At 69.8% G+C, this 14,876-nt stretch carries 15 protein-coding genes; 5 read left to right on the top strand and 10 right to left on the bottom strand.

Features of this window, described 5'->3' with window-relative positions; genetic code table 11:
* Window positions 1–141: 141 nt before the first annotated feature.
* Window positions 142–1,512, top strand: coding sequence for a phosphomannomutase/phosphoglucomutase (locus D7V97_RS07825; RefSeq protein WP_120609975.1), 1,371 nt, complete (start codon window positions 142–144; stop codon window positions 1,510–1,512).
* A 45-nt stretch (window positions 1,513–1,557) separates the two neighbouring features.
* Window positions 1,558–2,490: an ROK family protein gene (locus D7V97_RS07820; protein WP_120609974.1), complete on the top strand. Its 933-nt coding sequence runs from the start codon at window positions 1,558–1,560 to the stop codon at window positions 2,488–2,490.
* A gap of 54 nt (window positions 2,491–2,544) precedes the next feature.
* On the opposite strand, the gene D7V97_RS07815 is transcribed toward D7V97_RS07820, so the two are convergent.
* On the bottom strand, window positions 2,545–3,609 hold the full coding sequence (locus tag D7V97_RS07815) for an oxidoreductase (protein ID WP_120609973.1): 1,065 nt from the start codon (window positions 3,607–3,609) through the stop codon (window positions 2,545–2,547).
* A 64-nt stretch (window positions 3,610–3,673) separates the two neighbouring features.
* Window positions 3,674–4,522: a DUF547 domain-containing protein gene (locus tag D7V97_RS07810; RefSeq protein ID WP_233582567.1), complete on the bottom strand. Its 849-nt coding sequence runs from the start codon at window positions 4,520–4,522 to the stop codon at window positions 3,674–3,676.
* Between the two features lie 193 nt (window positions 4,523–4,715).
* Here D7V97_RS07810 and D7V97_RS07805 point away from each other — a divergent pair, with 193 nt between their 5' ends.
* Window positions 4,716–5,756: a Rieske 2Fe-2S domain-containing protein gene (locus tag D7V97_RS07805; RefSeq protein WP_120609971.1), complete on the top strand. Its 1,041-nt coding sequence runs from the start codon at window positions 4,716–4,718 to the stop codon at window positions 5,754–5,756.
* 13 nt (window positions 5,757–5,769) lie between these two features.
* Here the strand turns inward: D7V97_RS07805 and D7V97_RS07800 are convergent, their stop codons facing one another.
* A complete protein-coding gene (locus D7V97_RS07800) occupies window positions 5,770–5,982 on the bottom strand; it encodes a hypothetical protein (RefSeq protein ID WP_120609970.1) in 213 nt (70 codons plus the stop codon).
* Between the two features lie 143 nt (window positions 5,983–6,125).
* Complete coding sequence (locus D7V97_RS07795; protein ID WP_120609969.1) at window positions 6,126–7,529, bottom strand: TolC family protein; 1,404 nt, start codon at window positions 7,527–7,529, stop codon at window positions 6,126–6,128.
* A 203-nt stretch (window positions 7,530–7,732) separates the two neighbouring features.
* Between D7V97_RS07795 and D7V97_RS07790 the strand changes: the two genes are divergently transcribed.
* Entirely contained in the window at window positions 7,733–8,224 is a 492-nt protein-coding gene (locus D7V97_RS07790; protein WP_120609968.1) for a MarR family winged helix-turn-helix transcriptional regulator, read from the top strand.
* A gap of 24 nt (window positions 8,225–8,248) precedes the next feature.
* Here the strand turns inward: D7V97_RS07790 and D7V97_RS07785 are convergent, their stop codons facing one another.
* The 6 genes from D7V97_RS07785 to D7V97_RS07760 all read right to left on the bottom strand — a co-directional run bounded on the left by D7V97_RS07785 (window position 8,249) and on the right by D7V97_RS07760 (window position 13,139).
* On the bottom strand, window positions 8,249–8,968 hold the full coding sequence (locus D7V97_RS07785) for an energy transducer TonB (protein ID WP_120609967.1): 720 nt from the start codon (window positions 8,966–8,968) through the stop codon (window positions 8,249–8,251).
* Between the two features lie 20 nt (window positions 8,969–8,988).
* Complete coding sequence (locus D7V97_RS07780) at window positions 8,989–9,423, bottom strand: biopolymer transporter ExbD (RefSeq protein WP_120609966.1); 435 nt, start codon at window positions 9,421–9,423, stop codon at window positions 8,989–8,991.
* A 3-nt stretch (window positions 9,424–9,426) separates the two neighbouring features.
* Window positions 9,427–10,119 carry a MotA/TolQ/ExbB proton channel family protein gene (locus D7V97_RS07775; protein ID WP_120609965.1) on the bottom strand — a complete coding sequence of 231 codons (693 nt, stop codon included), beginning with the start codon at window positions 10,117–10,119 and terminating at the stop codon, window positions 9,427–9,429.
* Between the two features lie 244 nt (window positions 10,120–10,363).
* Window positions 10,364–11,359, bottom strand: coding sequence for an aldo/keto reductase family protein (locus tag D7V97_RS07770; RefSeq protein ID WP_120609964.1), 996 nt, complete (start codon window positions 11,357–11,359; stop codon window positions 10,364–10,366).
* A gap of 41 nt (window positions 11,360–11,400) precedes the next feature.
* The gene (locus D7V97_RS07765) at window positions 11,401–12,012 is read right to left on the bottom strand and encodes a DUF3226 domain-containing protein (protein ID WP_147444738.1); all 612 of its coding nucleotides are present in this window, start codon (window positions 12,010–12,012) and stop codon (window positions 11,401–11,403) included.
* Between the two features lie 32 nt (window positions 12,013–12,044).
* On the bottom strand, window positions 12,045–13,139 hold the full coding sequence (locus tag D7V97_RS07760; RefSeq protein ID WP_120609962.1) for an ATP/GTP-binding protein: 1,095 nt from the start codon (window positions 13,137–13,139) through the stop codon (window positions 12,045–12,047).
* Between the two features lie 194 nt (window positions 13,140–13,333).
* On the opposite strand from D7V97_RS07760, the gene D7V97_RS07755 reads away from it, so the two are divergent.
* Window positions 13,334–14,866, top strand: coding sequence for a hypothetical protein (locus tag D7V97_RS07755; protein WP_120609961.1), 1,533 nt, complete (start codon window positions 13,334–13,336; stop codon window positions 14,864–14,866).
* Window positions 14,867–14,876 lie beyond the last annotated feature (10 nt).

Below are 14,876 nucleotides of genomic sequence, written 5' to 3'. Positions count from 1 at the left end.
CGCCCGCCCCTCCCGGGGAGGGGCGGGCGTTCAAGAGTTGGCCGGGGGCGTTCGGGTGTGTGCAGCCCCCGGGGCCGCTCGTGTATTGTCCGCCGCCCTCCGCCGAGCCCTCACGGCCGGGACAGGGGTGGGGACACTGCCATGAACGCGCACATCTTCCGCGAGTACGACATCCGGGGTCTGGTGGACAAGGACCTCACCATCGAGGTGGTGGAGCTCCTGGGCCTGGGCCTGGGCACCATGATCCGCCGCAAGGGCGGCACCTCCATCGCGGTGGGGCGCGACTGCCGCGAGTCCTCCACGCGCTTCCGCGACGCGCTCGCCAAGGGCCTCACCGCCACGGGCCTGGACGTCTACGACGTGGGCGTGGTGCCGACGCCGCTGACGTACTTCGCGGCCAACACGCTGCCCGTGGACGGCCTGGCCATGATCACCGGCAGCCACAACCCGCCCGAGTACAACGGCTTCAAGATTGGCGCGGGCAAGACGACCTTCCACGGTCACGAAATCCAGGAGCTGCGCCGGCTCATCGAGGCCAAGGACTTCGCCACCGCGACGAAGCCCGGCAAGGTGACGCCCTACGACATCGTCACGCCCTACAACCACTTCGTCCGCCAGACGGTGAAGGTGGGCCGCAAGGGCATGAAGATCGTCATCGACGCCGGCAACGGCACCGGCGGCGAGGTGGCGGTGCCGCTGTTCCGCAGCATGGGCTTCGACGTGGTGCCCCTGTTCTGCGAGATGGACGCGAACTTCCCCAACCACCACCCGGACCCCACGGTGGTGGAGAACCTCCAGGACCTCATCAAGGCCGTGAAGGAGCACAAGGCGGAAGTGGGCATCGCCTACGACGGCGACAGCGACCGCATCGGCGTCATCGACGACCAGGGCAACGTGCTCTGGGGCGACCAGATCATGGTGCTCTTCAGCCGCTACGTGCTGAAGGAGGCCCCGGGCGCGGCCATCGTCGGCGAGGTGAAGTGCAGCTACACGATGTACGACGACATCGCGAAGCACGGCGGCAAGCCGGTGATGTGGAAGGCGGGCCACTCCCTCATCAAGGCGAAGATGAAGGAAGAGCACGCGGAGCTGGCCGGCGAGATGAGCGGCCACATCTTCTTCAAGCACCGCTACTACGGCTTCGACGACGCGGTGTACGCGTCCGCGCGCCTCCTGGAGATCCTCACCCACGAGAAGCAGTCGCTGTCGCAGCTGCTGTCCGACGTGCCGAAGACGTACGCCAGCCCCGAGCTGCGCTTCGACACGAAGGAGGAGAAGAAGTTCGCGATGGTGAAGCGCGCCACCGAAATCCTGCGCGACGCGGGCCACCAGATCATCGACGTGGACGGCGTGCGCGTGACGTTCCCGGACGGCTGGGGCCTCATCCGCGCGTCGAACACGCAGCCCATCCTGGTGCTGCGCTTCGAGGCGAGCACCGAGTCCCGCCTGAAGGAGATCCAGAAGCTCATCGAGAGCACGGTCGCCCGGGCGCAGTCCGAAGTCGGCGCCTGAAGCCCGGCGCTCCACGCGAAGCACGCACAAGGGAGGGAGCTGGCCATGCCGACGCTGGGAATCGACCTGGGCGGGACGTTCATCCGGGCCGCGGTGGTGGATGCGAAGGGCGCGATCATCTCGAGCGCCAAGGTGGCGGTGTTCGACCGCAAGCCGCAGGGCGTGGTGGAGACCATGGCCCAGGCGGCGGCCGAAGCGGTGAAGAAGGCCGGGGTGAAGGTGGACGGCTGCGGCGTGGGCGCGGCCGGGCAGATCCACAAGGACTCCGGCGTCATCTCCGTGGCGCCCAACCTGGGCTGGCGCAACGTGCCCCTGGGCGAGATGTTGAAGACGCGCCTGGGCTACAGCGTGAAGGTGGTGAACGACCTGTCCGCCGCGGCGTGGGGTGAGCTGCACGCGGGCGCGGGCCGTGGGGCGCAGGACATGCTGGTGGCCTTCGTGGGCTCCGGCGTGGGCAGCGCCATCATCGCGGACGGCCGGCTGGTGAACGGCGGCGGCGGCGTGGCGGGCGAGCTGGGCCACATCAAGGTGGTGCCCGGCGGCCGGCTGTGCGGCTGCGGCGAGCACGGCTGCCTGGAGGCGTACGCGGGCGGCCACAACCTCATCGCCCAGACGAAGGAACTCCTGGCGTCCGGCAGCTCGCGCATCATGGAGTCGCTCGTCTACGACGACCCGGAGAGCATCACGCCGGTGACGTTGGAGAAGGCGGCGAACATGGGTGACGCGGGCGCGAAGGAGATCCACGAGCGCGCAGCCCAGTTCCTGGCGCTCGCGGTGGCCAACCAGGTGACCATGCTCAACCCGGCGCGGCTGCTGCTGGGCGGCGGTGTGCTGACGCACTGCCCGGGCATCCGGCAGCGCGTGCTGGACGGCGTCCAGGCGTGGGCGTCGCAGACGTCGCGCGAGGGCCTGCTCGTCGCCGACGCGGAGCTGGGCGACGACAGCGGCATCATCGGCGCGGCGCTGCTCGCGGCGTGAAGGACCCCGGGCGCGGGGTGAGTCCCCCGCGCCCGTGAAGCGCTGAAGCGTGCGCTACGGCTTCTTCGGTGCGGCGGGGCGCGAGTCCACGAGCCGCGCGATGCGGCCCTCCTCGCCCACTGCATACGCCGTGTCATGCGTGCGCGGCGGCGTGGACACGGCATGGAAGCCGGTGGCGTCCAGCGGTGCCCACGTCCTGCCCCCGCCGTCCGTGGACAGGTCCGAGCCCGTGGGCCCCACCGCCACGAGCGTCATCCCCCGGTTGCGCGTCAGCGCGGCCACGCAGGAGCGGTAGCCCCCGGGCGGAGTCCCCGGCGGCACGGTCCACGTCTTGCCCCCATCCAACGTGAGGGCCACGGTGCCAGCCGTCACCTCCGGGTGCTTGTAGTTGCCACCCACCGCGATGCCCGCCTTCGGGCTCCAGAAGTACAGCGAGAAGACGCCCGCGCCCTCGCCGGTGGCCAGCGGTGTCGTCGCGATGTTCCAGGTGCGGCCCCGGTCCGCCGAGTGGAGCACGCGCGCCGCCGAGCCCCCCAGGCCAAACCAGACGTGCGACGCCCCCTGCACCGCGATGCTCGTGCCGCTGGCGGCGAAGCCCGCCTCGCCCGGGAGCGCGGGCGGCAGCGCTCCCTCCGGCACGGGCGTCCACGTCGCGCCCCCGTCCTCCGTGGTGATGACGACGAAGTGTCCGTCCACCGGGTCGCTGAACGCGACGCCGTGCTGTTCATCCCAGAAGGCCATGCCGTCGAAGAAGGCGCTAGGCACCGCGTTGGTGAACTGGAGCTTCCAGTGCTCGCCCCCGTCCGTCGTCTTGTAGATGCGCGACTTGTCGCCTTCTCCGATGGAGAGCAGGTACGCGGTGCGCTCGTTGAACGCATCCACGTCGCGGAAGTCGAGCGCCTCCGCGCCCGGCACGGTGGCCGCCTTCCACGTCTTGCCCCCATCCGTGGTGCGCACGAAGGTGCCCTTGTCACCGCTGGCCCAGGCCACGCGCGGGTCCACCGCGCTGACCCCGCGCAGCCGCACCGTCGTCCCGCTCACCTGCGGCTCCCACTTCACGTCCGCGCTCCCCGCTCCCAGGGCCAGCCACGTCGCCAGCCACACGGCTCCCGTCGTCATGTCCCGCGCCTCCTCGTCCTCGTGCGTGGGACGGAGGCTAGCAGGAGCCCGGAGCCCGGGACGCTCAGCGGCGGGAGGCTGCGTCTGCCGCGTCCGGCAGCGTGAGGTCCTCGGGCGCGAAGGCGAGGCCGCACTGGTCCAACTGCGTCCCGCAGGCGCGGTCCAGGTCGCCGCGCGTGTCACAGCCCGGGCGCTCCTCGCAGGTGTCCGGCAGGAAGGCCCAGACGAACTGGAGCACGTTGCCGCCCCGGCCCTCCGGCAGCGCGGCGAGGAAGTCCTCGCGCCGGGTCTTGAACAGGGAGGCCAGGTGCACGGTGGTGCCCTCCAGCCGCACGTGGCGCTTGTCCCCCATGAAGCGGCGGCTGGCGTCGTTGAGCTGGGCGTCCAGGAAGTCTGGCTGGTAGGGCGCGCCGTCCAGCCGGGGCCCGCCCCGCGTCCCCCGGAAGAGGGCGAAGTGCACGCGCGGGTCGGCGTACTCGCCGAAGAGGATGCGCTGCTCCAGCGCCCACAACGTCAGCCGCTCGCCGCCCACCGGCCACGCGTGGCCCCAGTAGAAGCTACCGAACCACGCCGCCGCCACGCCGTCCGGGTAGCGCTCCACAAGGTGCTGGAGCACCAGCGCGTTGTACGCGTTGATCCAGTACGCCAGTCCGTCCTCGGGCGTGGGGAACAGCTCCGGCCGGTTGTGCGGCGACACCGACGCGAGCGACGCGACGAACCGGTCCAGCCCCGCGCGGTCCTTCAGGAGCCCCGCGAAGTCCACGTCCCCACTGGGGCGCACGGAGTCCAGCGCCCGGGCGTAGTCGTGGTAGCCGAAGGGTCCGGCCAGCGGGGGCACGGGCGCCGGCAGGGTTCCCCGCACGTACAGCCCCGCCCCCGTGACGAGCGCCACCAGCAGGACCAGGGCCCCCACGGCGAACCAGCGTGCCCGGTGGGGGGAAGGGACGGGAGCGTTCACGGCGCGGAAGTCTATGCCACCCGCCAGGACAGGCCTCACATCCCCCCATCCTCATTCCAGGCCCGGGACGAGCCCGGGTCGGAACCGGACCGGAACCGAGCAGACCCACCGGGGGTCAGCCCCGACAGGCCGCTATACTGGCCCTTCCATGGAGCCTACCCCCGACGTTGTCCGGCACTTCCACCCGGTGCTCCCCTCCAGCCAGCTCCGCCGCCGCCCCGTTCGCGTCGAGCTGGGCGGTCACGCCTATGCCCTCTTCCGAGACGCCTCTGGCCAGCCCGCGGCGCTGTCCGACGCCTGCCCCCACCGCTTCGCTCCGCTGTCGAAGGGGAGGGTGACGAAGGAGGGCCAGCTCCAGTGCCCGTACCATGGCTGGCGCTTCGACTCGAAGGGGCAGGGCACCAACCCCAGCCAGCCGGAGCTGCGCCACTGCGAGGCGAAGAGCTTCCAGGTGGTGGAGCGCCATGGCTACCTGTGGCTCGCGCGCTCGGACACGCCGGTGACGGCGATGCCGGAGCTGTCCGGCGAGGACTACGTCTTCGGAGGCACCTTCTCCACGCTGTTCGAGGCGCCGCTGCACGTGTCGCTCGACAACTTCAGCGAGGACGAGCACACGCCCTTCGTGCACACCCGGCTGGGGTGGAGCGGCCCGCAGACGGGCGCGGTGGAGTTCGACGCGCACAACTTCGACGACCGCACGGAGGTGCACTACCGCGCCCCGCAGCGGCCCGCGCCCATCATCCGCCTGCTGCTGGTGAAGACCGGCGACTTCTTCCACAACGACTGGGTGACGCGCTTCGACCCGGTGCGCAGCACATACACCATCCGCTGGACGTCCCCCGACGGCGTGCCGCGCCCCTTCATCACGCAGGCGCACATCTTCTTCGTGCCGGAGACGGCGCGCACCACGCGCCTGCACGTCTTCTCCTTCCTGCGCACGACGGTGCCCGCGCTGCGGCCGTTCCTGCCGCTGGCGGCGAAGGCCGCGCTGGGCCTGACCTGGTGGGAGGTGCGCGACGACGCGCGCTTCATCCCCACCGTCGCGGACACGCCCTACAGCCACAAGGGCATGCGGCTGGACAAGTACGACAAGCCCCTCGTGCACCAGCGCAAGCTGATGGAGCGCATCTACTACGCGCACGCGCCGGAGCCGGTGACGCCCCGGGCGCACGAAGTCTCCGGGGCCTGACGCAAAGGGCGCGTCAGTTCATGGACGGTGCGGGCTCTTCGTACGAGGGCACCGTCTCACCGGTGCGCGCCTCGTGGGCGTTGCAGCCGCTGTCGCCCGACACCACGAGCGCGAACTGCTTCAGCTCCGGCTGGTTGCAGCTCTGCACTTCGTCCGCGCCCGGCTCGTCGCCGTTGGCTGCGAAGAAGCGACAGTTCTTGCAGTTGCCCCAGGATGCGTCCGCCATGATGCCCTCCCCGTGGAAGTGGGTCCTGTCTGGAGGGTGGGTCCGACGACGGACCCCCACAACGCAGGACCTGCTCCTCGCCCGGGAGGGCAGGGGACCCGGCGCCCCAGGATGGGCGCCGGGAATTTCCCCTCACACGCTGCCTACGGCTGCGGCGTCGGGGCCGGCTGCTGCGTCTGCTGCTCCGGCGCGGGGGCCGGCTGCTGCGGCGCGGGCTGCGACGCCGCGCCGGCGCCGGGCTGGGCGCCCAGCTCCGCTGCTTCCTTGCGCACCGAACCGGACTCGAACGAGCCCAGCGAGTTGAGCAGGCGCAGCGCGGCGAGCGACGCCTGGAGGCGCTCCGACACGAAGCCCACCTCCGCGTTGGTGAGCGAGGTGTTGGCGTCCGCGACCTCCAGGTACGTGGCGACGCCCGCCTGGAAGCTCACGTCGGTGAGGCGGTTGGACTCGCGGGCGAGCCCCAGGGCCTCCTCGGCCTTGGCGCGGTTGGCGAGCGCGTTCTCCAGGTCCAGCTTGGAGCGACGCACCTCCTCCTTCACGCGGGCCTGGGCCAGCTGCTGGCTCACGGAGGCCTCACGCACGCGCGACGACGCCTCGGAGAGGTTCGCCTCGCGCAGGCCGCCGTCGAACAGCGTCCAGCTGGCGCCGAAGGTGATGGCCCACGTCTCGTTGGAGCCGGAGAAGCCCGACGCGTTGGCGATGCGGTAGGTGCCCGTCACGCCCAGCGTGGGCAGGTAGCTCAAGAGCACGCCCTTCTTGTTGATGCGCGTCAGCTCCAGCCCCACTTCGGAGGCCTGCACGTCCGAGCGCGCCTCGATCGCCTGCTTCACCAGGTCCTCCGGCGACGCCTGCGCGGGCACCTGCGGCTCCGGCGGCGGGGCCAGCTCGAAGTCCGGCTCCCGCTGGATGAGCGTGCCCAGCGCCAGCTTCAGGCCGGCGAGCGCGTTCTTCGCGCGCACCAGGTCCTGCTCCGCGCGCGAGCGATCCAGCTGCGCGCGCAAGAGCGCCACGCGCGTCACCGTGCCCGCGTCGAACCGGGCCTGGGTGTCCTTCTCCCGCGCCTGGTTGAGCTCCAGCAGCCGCTCCTGGGCGCGCAACGCTTCCTGCTGCGCCGCGGCACCGTAGTAGGCCTGCGCCACGCCGAAGAGCACCTGCCGGCGCGCCGTCTGCGTGTTCAGCTCCGCCAGCTTCACCGACTTGTAGGAGGCCGCGATGGCCGCCCAGAGCTGCGGCGCGATGATGGCCTGCCGCACCTCCGCCTGCGCACCCTGCTGGATGAGCGGCTGGATGGTGATGGGGTTCGGGCCGAGGACCCCCGCGGGGATGATGGCCGCCACGTTGTTGCGCGTGATGGTAGCCCCCACGGCCACCTGCGGCAGGTAGCCCGACCAGGCCTTGCGCGTCGCGAGCGATGCCTGCTCGAAGCGCTCCTGGGCAATCTTCAAATCGAGGTTCTGCTGACGGGCCGACTCCAACGCCTCGTCCAGCGACAGTACAGGCGCCGCGGCCAGGGCGGCCGACAGGGAAAGCGCCAGAAGGGTACTCATACCGCTTCGACCTCCTCACCGACCCGCGGGAGCGCGAGGCGGATCCGTCCAAAGAACGACTTCACGGCGACCTCTACCCGACCCCGGAGCCGCATTGAAGAACTCCGCACTGTCGGATGTTGGAATATGCGGAATGTAGTAGCTCTCAAAGGTTGATGGTGTCAATTGTTTATGTATGTCGGGTGAATTAACGTAACTTCACTATGAACGGCTACAGCGACAGTCACAGCGAGCAGGCGGTGCGTCCGTCGGGGGCTCCCTCTGGTGGGACGGAGGTGGGCGAGGAGGGGCTCGCGCAGCAGGCGTGGACGCTCCTGTTCTCCCTGCTGCACACCCACATGCGCAACTTCCCCGCGTTGGCGGCGGAGTTCGAGCTGTCCCCGGTGCAGGCGCACGTCCTGCGGCAGCTGGGCGAGGGAGCGCTCGCGATGAGCACGCTCGCCAACTACCTGTCGTGCGATGCGTCCAACGTGACGGGGCTGGTGGACCGGCTGGAGGCGCGCGGGCTGGTGGAGCGGCGCAGCAGCGAGCAGGACCGGCGGGTGAAGATGCTGGTGCTGACGGAGGCCGGCGCGGAGCTGCGCGGCCGGCTGATGGCGCGGATGTTCGAGCCGCCCCCGTTCGTCACCGAGATGCCGGAAGAGGACCAGGTGGCGCTGCGCGACATCATGCGCCGCGCGCTCAAGACGCAGTAATGCGCCGTCCTGCCGGGCCTGGGGTCAGTCCAGCAGGAACGTGTACGAGTACTTCATCTCCGTGGCCACGGCCTCGCCGCCCTTGATGGCGGGCTTGAAGCGGAAGCGCCGGATGGCATCGCGTGCGGCTTCGTTGAGGCCATAGCCCGGCCCGGAGATGACCTTCACGGTGCCCACCTTGCCGTCCGCGTCGATGGTGATGGACAGCGTCACGGTGCCTTCGATGCCCGCGCGGCGCGCCTCGTCCGGGTAGGGAATCTTCACCTCGGACGCGACGGTGGGCTCGGAGTCCACCTGGTACACGGGGACGTACTTGGGCGCGGAGTAGCCCTTCACGTCCTTGGGGTCCTTCGCGGTGCCGTTGGCCTTGCCGTAGGCGGTGTTGCCCACGGGCGCGGCGAACGAGCCCGCGCTGGTGGTGGACGACATGGTCATGCCCACCACGAGCGGCGGCGGCTTCGCCTGCGGCTCCGGCGGCGGCGTGTCGTTGGGCGGCGGCGGTGCCTCCGACGGAGGCGGGGGCTTGGCGGCTTCCGCGACCTTGATGGGCGGCGGCTTCTGCACCTCCACCATGACGAGCTCCACCGGGCGCTGGGCGACGCTCTGCTTGCGGCCTTCCATGGTGGAGAGGAACCAGAAGCCGCTCGCGTGCAGCGCGAGCGACACGAAGAGGAACGCCAGCACGAACCGCGTGGAGCGGTCGCGCCGGGGCGTCATGGACGAGTCGAGGACCGCCTGGCTCATGGTGGCGTCGCGTGCCTTGGTCAGGGAGCGGCGGGCGCGGCCGACGGGGCCACGTCCTTCTCGATGTTGAGGGCGAACTTCGCGATGCCCTGGCCCTTCACCACGTCAATGAGGCGCATCACGCGGCCGTAGGCGATGGTCTGGTCCGCGCTGATGATGGCACGCGTGTCCTTGTCCTTGCTGACGGCCTCCACCACGCGGCGGGACAGGTCGGCCTCCGTCACTTCGACGCCGTCGAAGTAGAGCTTGCCGTCCTTGTCGAGCACGACGTTCACCAGGCCCTGCACCGTCTCACCGCCGTTGGCGGCGCGGGGCAGGTCCACCTCCACCGTCTCGCGGACGATGAAGTTCGCCGTCACCATGAAGATGATGAGCAGCACCAGCACCACGTCCACCAGCGGGGTGACGTTGATGCCGGTGATCTCCTCGTCGTTGTCGCCCGCGCTGCCAGCCATGGGCTAGTTCCCCCCCGCGGCGCCCGGCTTGCGCGCCTTCATGGCGCCCACGAGCGCGTGGCCCAGGGACGTGGTGCGGCTGGTGAGCGTCTTCAACTGGCGGTTGAAGATGTTGAAGGCGACGACGGCGGGGATGGCGACCGCGAGGCCCACGGCGGTGGCGACGAGCGCCTCGGAGATGCCGGCCATCACCGTCTGCTGCATGGCGCCGCCCTTGGCATTCATCTCGCCCAGGTCGTTGAAGGCCTTGATGATGCCGAGCACCGTGCCGAACAGCCCGATGAACGGGGCGTTGTTGCCCAGCGTGCCGAGCAGCGACAGGAAGCGCTCGTACTGGGGGCGCTCGCGGGCGACGGTGGATGCAATCACCTGCTCCACGGTGTCGGGGCCCTGCGCCGCGGAGGCCAGCGCCTCACGGATGACGGCGGCCTCCATGCCCTTCTGGTTCTTCACCTCGGCGCCCACGGCGTCGAACTCGCCGCGCGCCAGCCGCACCGCCAGCGCCTCCGAGTTCGGCAGCCGGTGGCGCGCGAAGTAGACGGCGCGCTCCAGCATCACCGCGATGGAGACGATGGACAGGACGACGAGCAGCCAGAGCACCCACTCGGCGCTGCCCAGCGTCACCCCGAGCAGCTTGCTGCTCAACCAGCCGAGTTCGGGTTGGGCCGCCTGGGCCAGGAGGAGGAAGGACGTCATGGAAGAGAAGCCTGGGGGTGAAGAGTGTGGACTGCTAACGCGCGAGGCCCTGTCTTGTTCCACCCGACTCAAAAGTCAAATGGATCGGTCTCGTTCACCAGGGTGTGGCAATTCAAGAAACCGCGCATGGCGGTAGGAGGGCGCGGATGTCGGATGGATGGATCCGCGCGAGGCACAGCGAGCGCCGAGGCGCCCGCCGCCGGAGGTGGGAAGCCCGGATGTGGGGCTTTCCCGGTCCGGTGCTTCAGGGCCTGCGGGTGGGGCTGGTGGTCTGCGCGGGGTCGCGCTCCACGACGGGGCCGAGGATGGAGTCGATGCGGCGCAGGAGCTCCGCGTCGAGCTTCACGCCGGTGGCCTTCACGTTGTCGAGCACCTGCTCCGGCTTCGTGGCGCCGATGATGGCGGAGGCGACGTTGCGGTTCTGGAGCACCCACGCGACGGAGAGCTGCGCGAGCGACAGGCCGGCCTCCTTGGCGATGGGCTTGAGCTGTTGCACGCGGGTGAGCACGTCGTCCGTCATGAAATTGGTCATGAACTGCGCGCCCTGCTGGGTGGCGGCGCGGGTGTCCGCGGGCGGGGGCTGACCGGGGAGGTACTTGCCGGTGAGCACGCCCTTGGCGAGCGGGGACCAGACAATCTGGCCCAGGCCTTCCGCTTCGCAGGTGGGGACGACCTTGGATTCGATGATCCGCCAGAGCATGGAGTACTGGGGCTGGTTGGAGATGAAGGGCACGTGCAGCTCGCGGGCGAGCTTCGCGCCGGCGGAGATCTGCTCGGCGGTCCATTCCGAGACACCGATGTAGAGGGCCTTGCCCTGGCGCACGATGTCCGCGAAGGCGAGCATCGTCTCCTCCAGCGGCGTCTCCGCGTCGAAGCGGTGGGCCTGGTAGAGGTCCACGTAGTCCGTCTGGAGGCGGCGCAGCGAGCCGTGGATGGACTCGATGATGTGCTTGCGCGACAGGCCGCGGTCGTTCTGGCCGGGGCCGGTGGGCCAGTAGACCTTGGTGAAGAGCTCGTAGCCTTCGCGGCGCTGGCCCTTGAGGGCGCGGCCGAGCACGGCTTCGGCCTTGGTCCCGGCGTACACGTCGGCGGTGTCGAAGGTGGTGATGCCCGTATCGAGCGCCGCCTTCACACAGGCCACGGCGGCGTCCTCTTCCACCTGGGAGCCGTGCGTGAGCCAGTTGCCAAAGGAGATCTCACTGACCTTCAGACCACTGCGACCAAGAAATCGGAAGTTCATGCGCGGCACAGTAACCGCCGGTTCCCGGGGTTCGCAGGGATTCAGCTGAAGCAGCGGTGGAACCAGTCCACGAAACGTTGAGCTTCCGGCGAGTCGTGGCCCAGGATCTTGCTGGCGAGTGCAACGCCGAAGGGGATGCCGGGGTCCAACTGCCACGCGAGCCACGCGTGGAGGGCGCCCTTCACGTGGTCGTTCTGCCGCAGCGGTGCGCCCTGGTTCAGGGCTTCCGTCGTGGTTGCCTGCGCATGCAGCCAGAGGGTGTCACCGGAGGGAACGAGCTTCTCGATGAACTCCTCGATGCGGCCGGGCCGGGAATTGTCGGGCATGACCCAAATGCCCAGGCGGGTGTTGGGGCGGAGGCCGGCGAGCAGGGTGCCGCCGGGCTCGGGTGCATCCGGGGCCGTGATGTTCAGTGCTTCGAGGCAGGTCTTGAGCTGGTGCCAGCGGTTGTACGGGGGCAGGTCCGCGTCGAAGACCAGCGCGAGGCGCTCATGACTCTTGAGCGCGGTGGACAGGAGGGTCTTATCGAGCAGCTTCTCCACGCCGCCTACGTCTTCGACATGGGGCCGCTTGAGTTCCGCGTCGTCCCAGTCGTAACCATGCCGTTTCAAGAGATGGACGAGGGTATGCTTGTCGTCCGGCCCTTCGACCATCAGTCGATAGGGGCTCTTGCTGGACGGTGGGCTCACCGGATCTCCATCTGGTGCTGCGAGGCGGTGAGCAGTTCGTCGGCGCTATAGGGGACGTTGTGCTCCGCGTTTCGTTCAATGCGGTGGACGGAGATGACGTCCCGGAGGTCGTGCTGCTCCTCGTACAGTGAGGCCAGGGCCCGGACACAGTCCAGGCTGTGGGTGGTCGCGAGGACCTGGACGTTCAGTCGCTTCGCGGCCTCGGTCACGAGCCGCCACATCTTCACCATCACGGAGTGATGAAGGCCCGTGTCGATCTCGTCCACGAGCAGGTAACCGTCCGCCACGTTCACCAGATTCAAGCTCAAGGCCATGAGCCGCTTGATGCCTTCGCCCATGTTCCCGAGGGGGATGCGCTGATCCGAGCCCCGCAGTTTGACGAAGATGCTGGCCGCGACTGTGCCAGGATTGCCCGCGAGGGCCGCGACGCGCTCGATGTCGGGTTCGATGATTCGCAGGACTTCGGTGACTCGCTCTTCCTCGGGGGTGAGCACGACTCCATCCCAGAGTTCCCGCAGGGAGGAGGCATTAGGAGAAGTCGTTTCAACGAAGCCCGTCCGTTGGGCTCCGTCTTCGGTTCGAGGCGTGTCGGCGCTGGTGTCCAGGATGAGCTCGCGTGGAAGCGCAAGGTCCCGCATGTCATATGCGACGGACTCGAACTGGTCGCTCGCGAGATGGATGCGTCGGGGGGAACCTGTTCTGGGAACAGGGCTGAGCAGGCTGATGCGGTCGCCCGCCTTTATCGTTCCCATGCCGTAGTCGAGACGGCCTTCAAAATACCTTTCCTTCGGCGTCGACGCTTCGATCCGGAAGAGCGCCTTCTTCTCGACCGCGTGTCGGGAAAAGAGGTGGGTGAGTTCCACCAGCTCGGTGAGGCGGCCATCCTCAACGTGAACGCTGGTTTCTCCTCGTCGGATGGAACTCCGGGCAACGACGGAGGGGCTGCTACCCGCAAGCACCAATTCGGCGGCTTCGAGCACCGACGTCTTGCCCGTGTTGTTGGCGCCCACCAGCAAGCTGACGCGGGTCAGTCCCTCGACCGAGAGTTTCCGGAGGGAGCGGAAGTTGTGGATCCGCAGTGACGTCAGCATGTGAAGGCTCCGGCTGGGACTGGCCTGCGATGGCTCCGTGGCAGCCTCGCCCCTCTAGCACAGCGAAACCGGGCATGCCCCCCTGACGCAAGGGGCTGCCTGCTCTACCCACCCGACCGCTCGCGGCGGGATTCGACCGTTCCCGGGCGTCGCTTGTGAACGGTGGGTCGGGTGTCCGACACTGCCGCCCACGCATGGCCGCCAGCGAAGAACGCCGCTTCCAGTCCCTTGTGCTCGCGCCCATCCGGCGCGTGCAGCGGCGCCTCAACGTCGTGGCGTGGACGGGCGCGGGGCTTGTTCCCGTCTGGGCCACCGCCACCGCGTGCGTGCTGTGCCGGCTGCTCCTGCGAGGGGCCTCCATCTGGGCCGTGCCTCCGCTCGTCGTCGCGGGCCTTGCGTGGTGGTTCGTGCGCGCCCGCTCGCGGGGCGTGTCACTGGAGTACGCGGCCGTGCTCGCGGACCGCTCCGCCAACGCCGGGGGCCTGTTGCTCACGCGCCTGGAGCGGCCGGTCGGTGAGTGGGAGCTGAGCCTCAACCAGTTCGCCCAACTGGTGAAACCTCCGGAGGTGCCGTGGCGCCGGCCCGTGGGAGCCCTGCTGGGCGCGCTCCTGTTCGTGGCCGTGGGGCTCCTTGTTCCGCTGCCGGCCCTTCGCGCCTCGAACATCAACGCCGCCGCCGCCACCCAGGTCGCCGCCGTGCAGGCGCAGGCCGAGGCGCTCGCTCGCGAGGAGCCCCTGGGCCAGGACGTCGAAGAGGAGCTGCGCCGGCTGTCCGATGAGGTCGCCCAGGGCCGCTTCGACTCCACTGACTGGGAAGCCTCTGATGCCCTGGAGCAGCGGCTCGCCGAGCGCGCCTCCGAAGCCGCCGCTGAATTGAACCGCGCCTCTGAAGCCGCCGCCGAACTGGAGGATGCCCTCCATGCCGCCGGTGGCGCCGAGTCCGCCACCCGTGAGCGCGAGTCGCTGGAGCAGGCCCTCATGGCGCTCGATGCTCGCGCCGGTGGAGACGTGGATCCTCCGTCCCCTCAAGAAGGCGAGGCCCAGGCGTCCCCGCAGGGCTCGCAGCAGGGGCAGGGCGCTGGAGAACAGGACGGCGACAAGCAGGGCTCACCGTCGTCCTCGGGCAATCCCTCCAGCGAGGCCCAGGCTCGCGCTTCCGCCCGGGCCCAGGCCTCCGGTTCGCCGGATCAGGTCGCGGACCTTCGCCGCACGTTGGAGCGCCGGCAGCAGGCCCTGGCCCAGCGCTTCGGACAGGAAAACAACGCGGCGGGGAACCGTGGGGCCCAGGCGAGGCGTCCCACCCGGCGGTCCCAATCCGGCCAGGGACAACGGGGCCAGGGACAACGGGGCCAGGGCCAGCAGGGCGACGGCGAGGGTGAGGGCGAAGGTCAGGGTCAGCAGGGCGGTCAGCACCCGAGCCGGGGCGCGAGGCCGGGCGACGGCGCGAGCGTGGGCCGGGGCGGTGACAGCAACCCGCTCGTCTTCGGCGGGGAAGCGGAGATGGATCCGGACCGGCTGGCCTTCCAGCCGCTGCCGGAAGGGCATGGCGGTGACGCGGAGGAGCTGTGGGGCCTTCGCGCCGCGGATCCGAAGGCCCGGACGGGACCGGCGGGCGCGGCGGGTGCGCAGGGCACGGGGGCTCGGGGGGATGCGACGGCGGGACCGGGTTCCGGTCCGCTGCTGCCTCGCAACCGCGACCTCGTGAAGCGGTACTTCGGTGGTGAGTAGTCCAGAAGGG

The organism is Corallococcus sp. CA053C, from assembly GCF_003611675.1.
Taxonomy (GTDB): Bacteria; Myxococcota; Myxococcia; order Myxococcales; family Myxococcaceae; genus Corallococcus.
The sequence above is the reverse complement of the archived record's forward strand: the minus strand, read 5'-3'. Positions and strand labels throughout refer to the sequence as shown.

What these genes read in the sequence shown, in the direction of transcription:
- D7V97_RS07760 (WP_120609962.1), bottom strand. Translation starts at nt 13,139, where the DNA reads ATGCTGACGTCACTGCGGATCCACAACTTCCGCTCCCTCCGGAAACTC.
- D7V97_RS07785 (WP_120609967.1), bottom strand. Translation starts at nt 8,968, where the DNA reads ATGAGCCAGGCGGTCCTCGACTCGTCCATGACGCCCCGGCGCGACCGC.
- D7V97_RS07805 (WP_120609971.1), top strand. Translation starts at nt 4,716, where the DNA reads ATGGAGCCTACCCCCGACGTTGTCCGGCACTTCCACCCGGTGCTCCCC.
- D7V97_RS07800 (WP_120609970.1), bottom strand. Translation starts at nt 5,982, where the DNA reads ATGGCGGACGCATCCTGGGGCAACTGCAAGAACTGTCGCTTCTTCGCA.
- D7V97_RS07820 (WP_120609974.1), top strand. Translation starts at nt 1,558, where the DNA reads ATGCCGACGCTGGGAATCGACCTGGGCGGGACGTTCATCCGGGCCGCG.
- D7V97_RS07825 (WP_120609975.1), top strand. Translation starts at nt 142, where the DNA reads ATGAACGCGCACATCTTCCGCGAGTACGACATCCGGGGTCTGGTGGAC.
- D7V97_RS07815 (WP_120609973.1), bottom strand. Translation starts at nt 3,609, where the DNA reads ATGACGACGGGAGCCGTGTGGCTGGCGACGTGGCTGGCCCTGGGAGCG.
- D7V97_RS07780 (WP_120609966.1), bottom strand. Translation starts at nt 9,423, where the DNA reads ATGGCTGGCAGCGCGGGCGACAACGACGAGGAGATCACCGGCATCAAC.
- D7V97_RS07790 (WP_120609968.1), top strand. Translation starts at nt 7,733, where the DNA reads ATGAACGGCTACAGCGACAGTCACAGCGAGCAGGCGGTGCGTCCGTCG.
- D7V97_RS07755 (WP_120609961.1), top strand. Translation starts at nt 13,334, where the DNA reads ATGGCCGCCAGCGAAGAACGCCGCTTCCAGTCCCTTGTGCTCGCGCCC.
- D7V97_RS07775 (WP_120609965.1), bottom strand. Translation starts at nt 10,119, where the DNA reads ATGACGTCCTTCCTCCTCCTGGCCCAGGCGGCCCAACCCGAACTCGGC.
- D7V97_RS07765 (WP_147444738.1), bottom strand. Translation starts at nt 12,012, where the DNA reads ATGGTCGAAGGGCCGGACGACAAGCATACCCTCGTCCATCTCTTGAAA.
- D7V97_RS07795 (WP_120609969.1), bottom strand. Translation starts at nt 7,529, where the DNA reads ATGAGTACCCTTCTGGCGCTTTCCCTGTCGGCCGCCCTGGCCGCGGCG.
- D7V97_RS07770 (WP_120609964.1), bottom strand. Translation starts at nt 11,359, where the DNA reads ATGAACTTCCGATTTCTTGGTCGCAGTGGTCTGAAGGTCAGTGAGATC.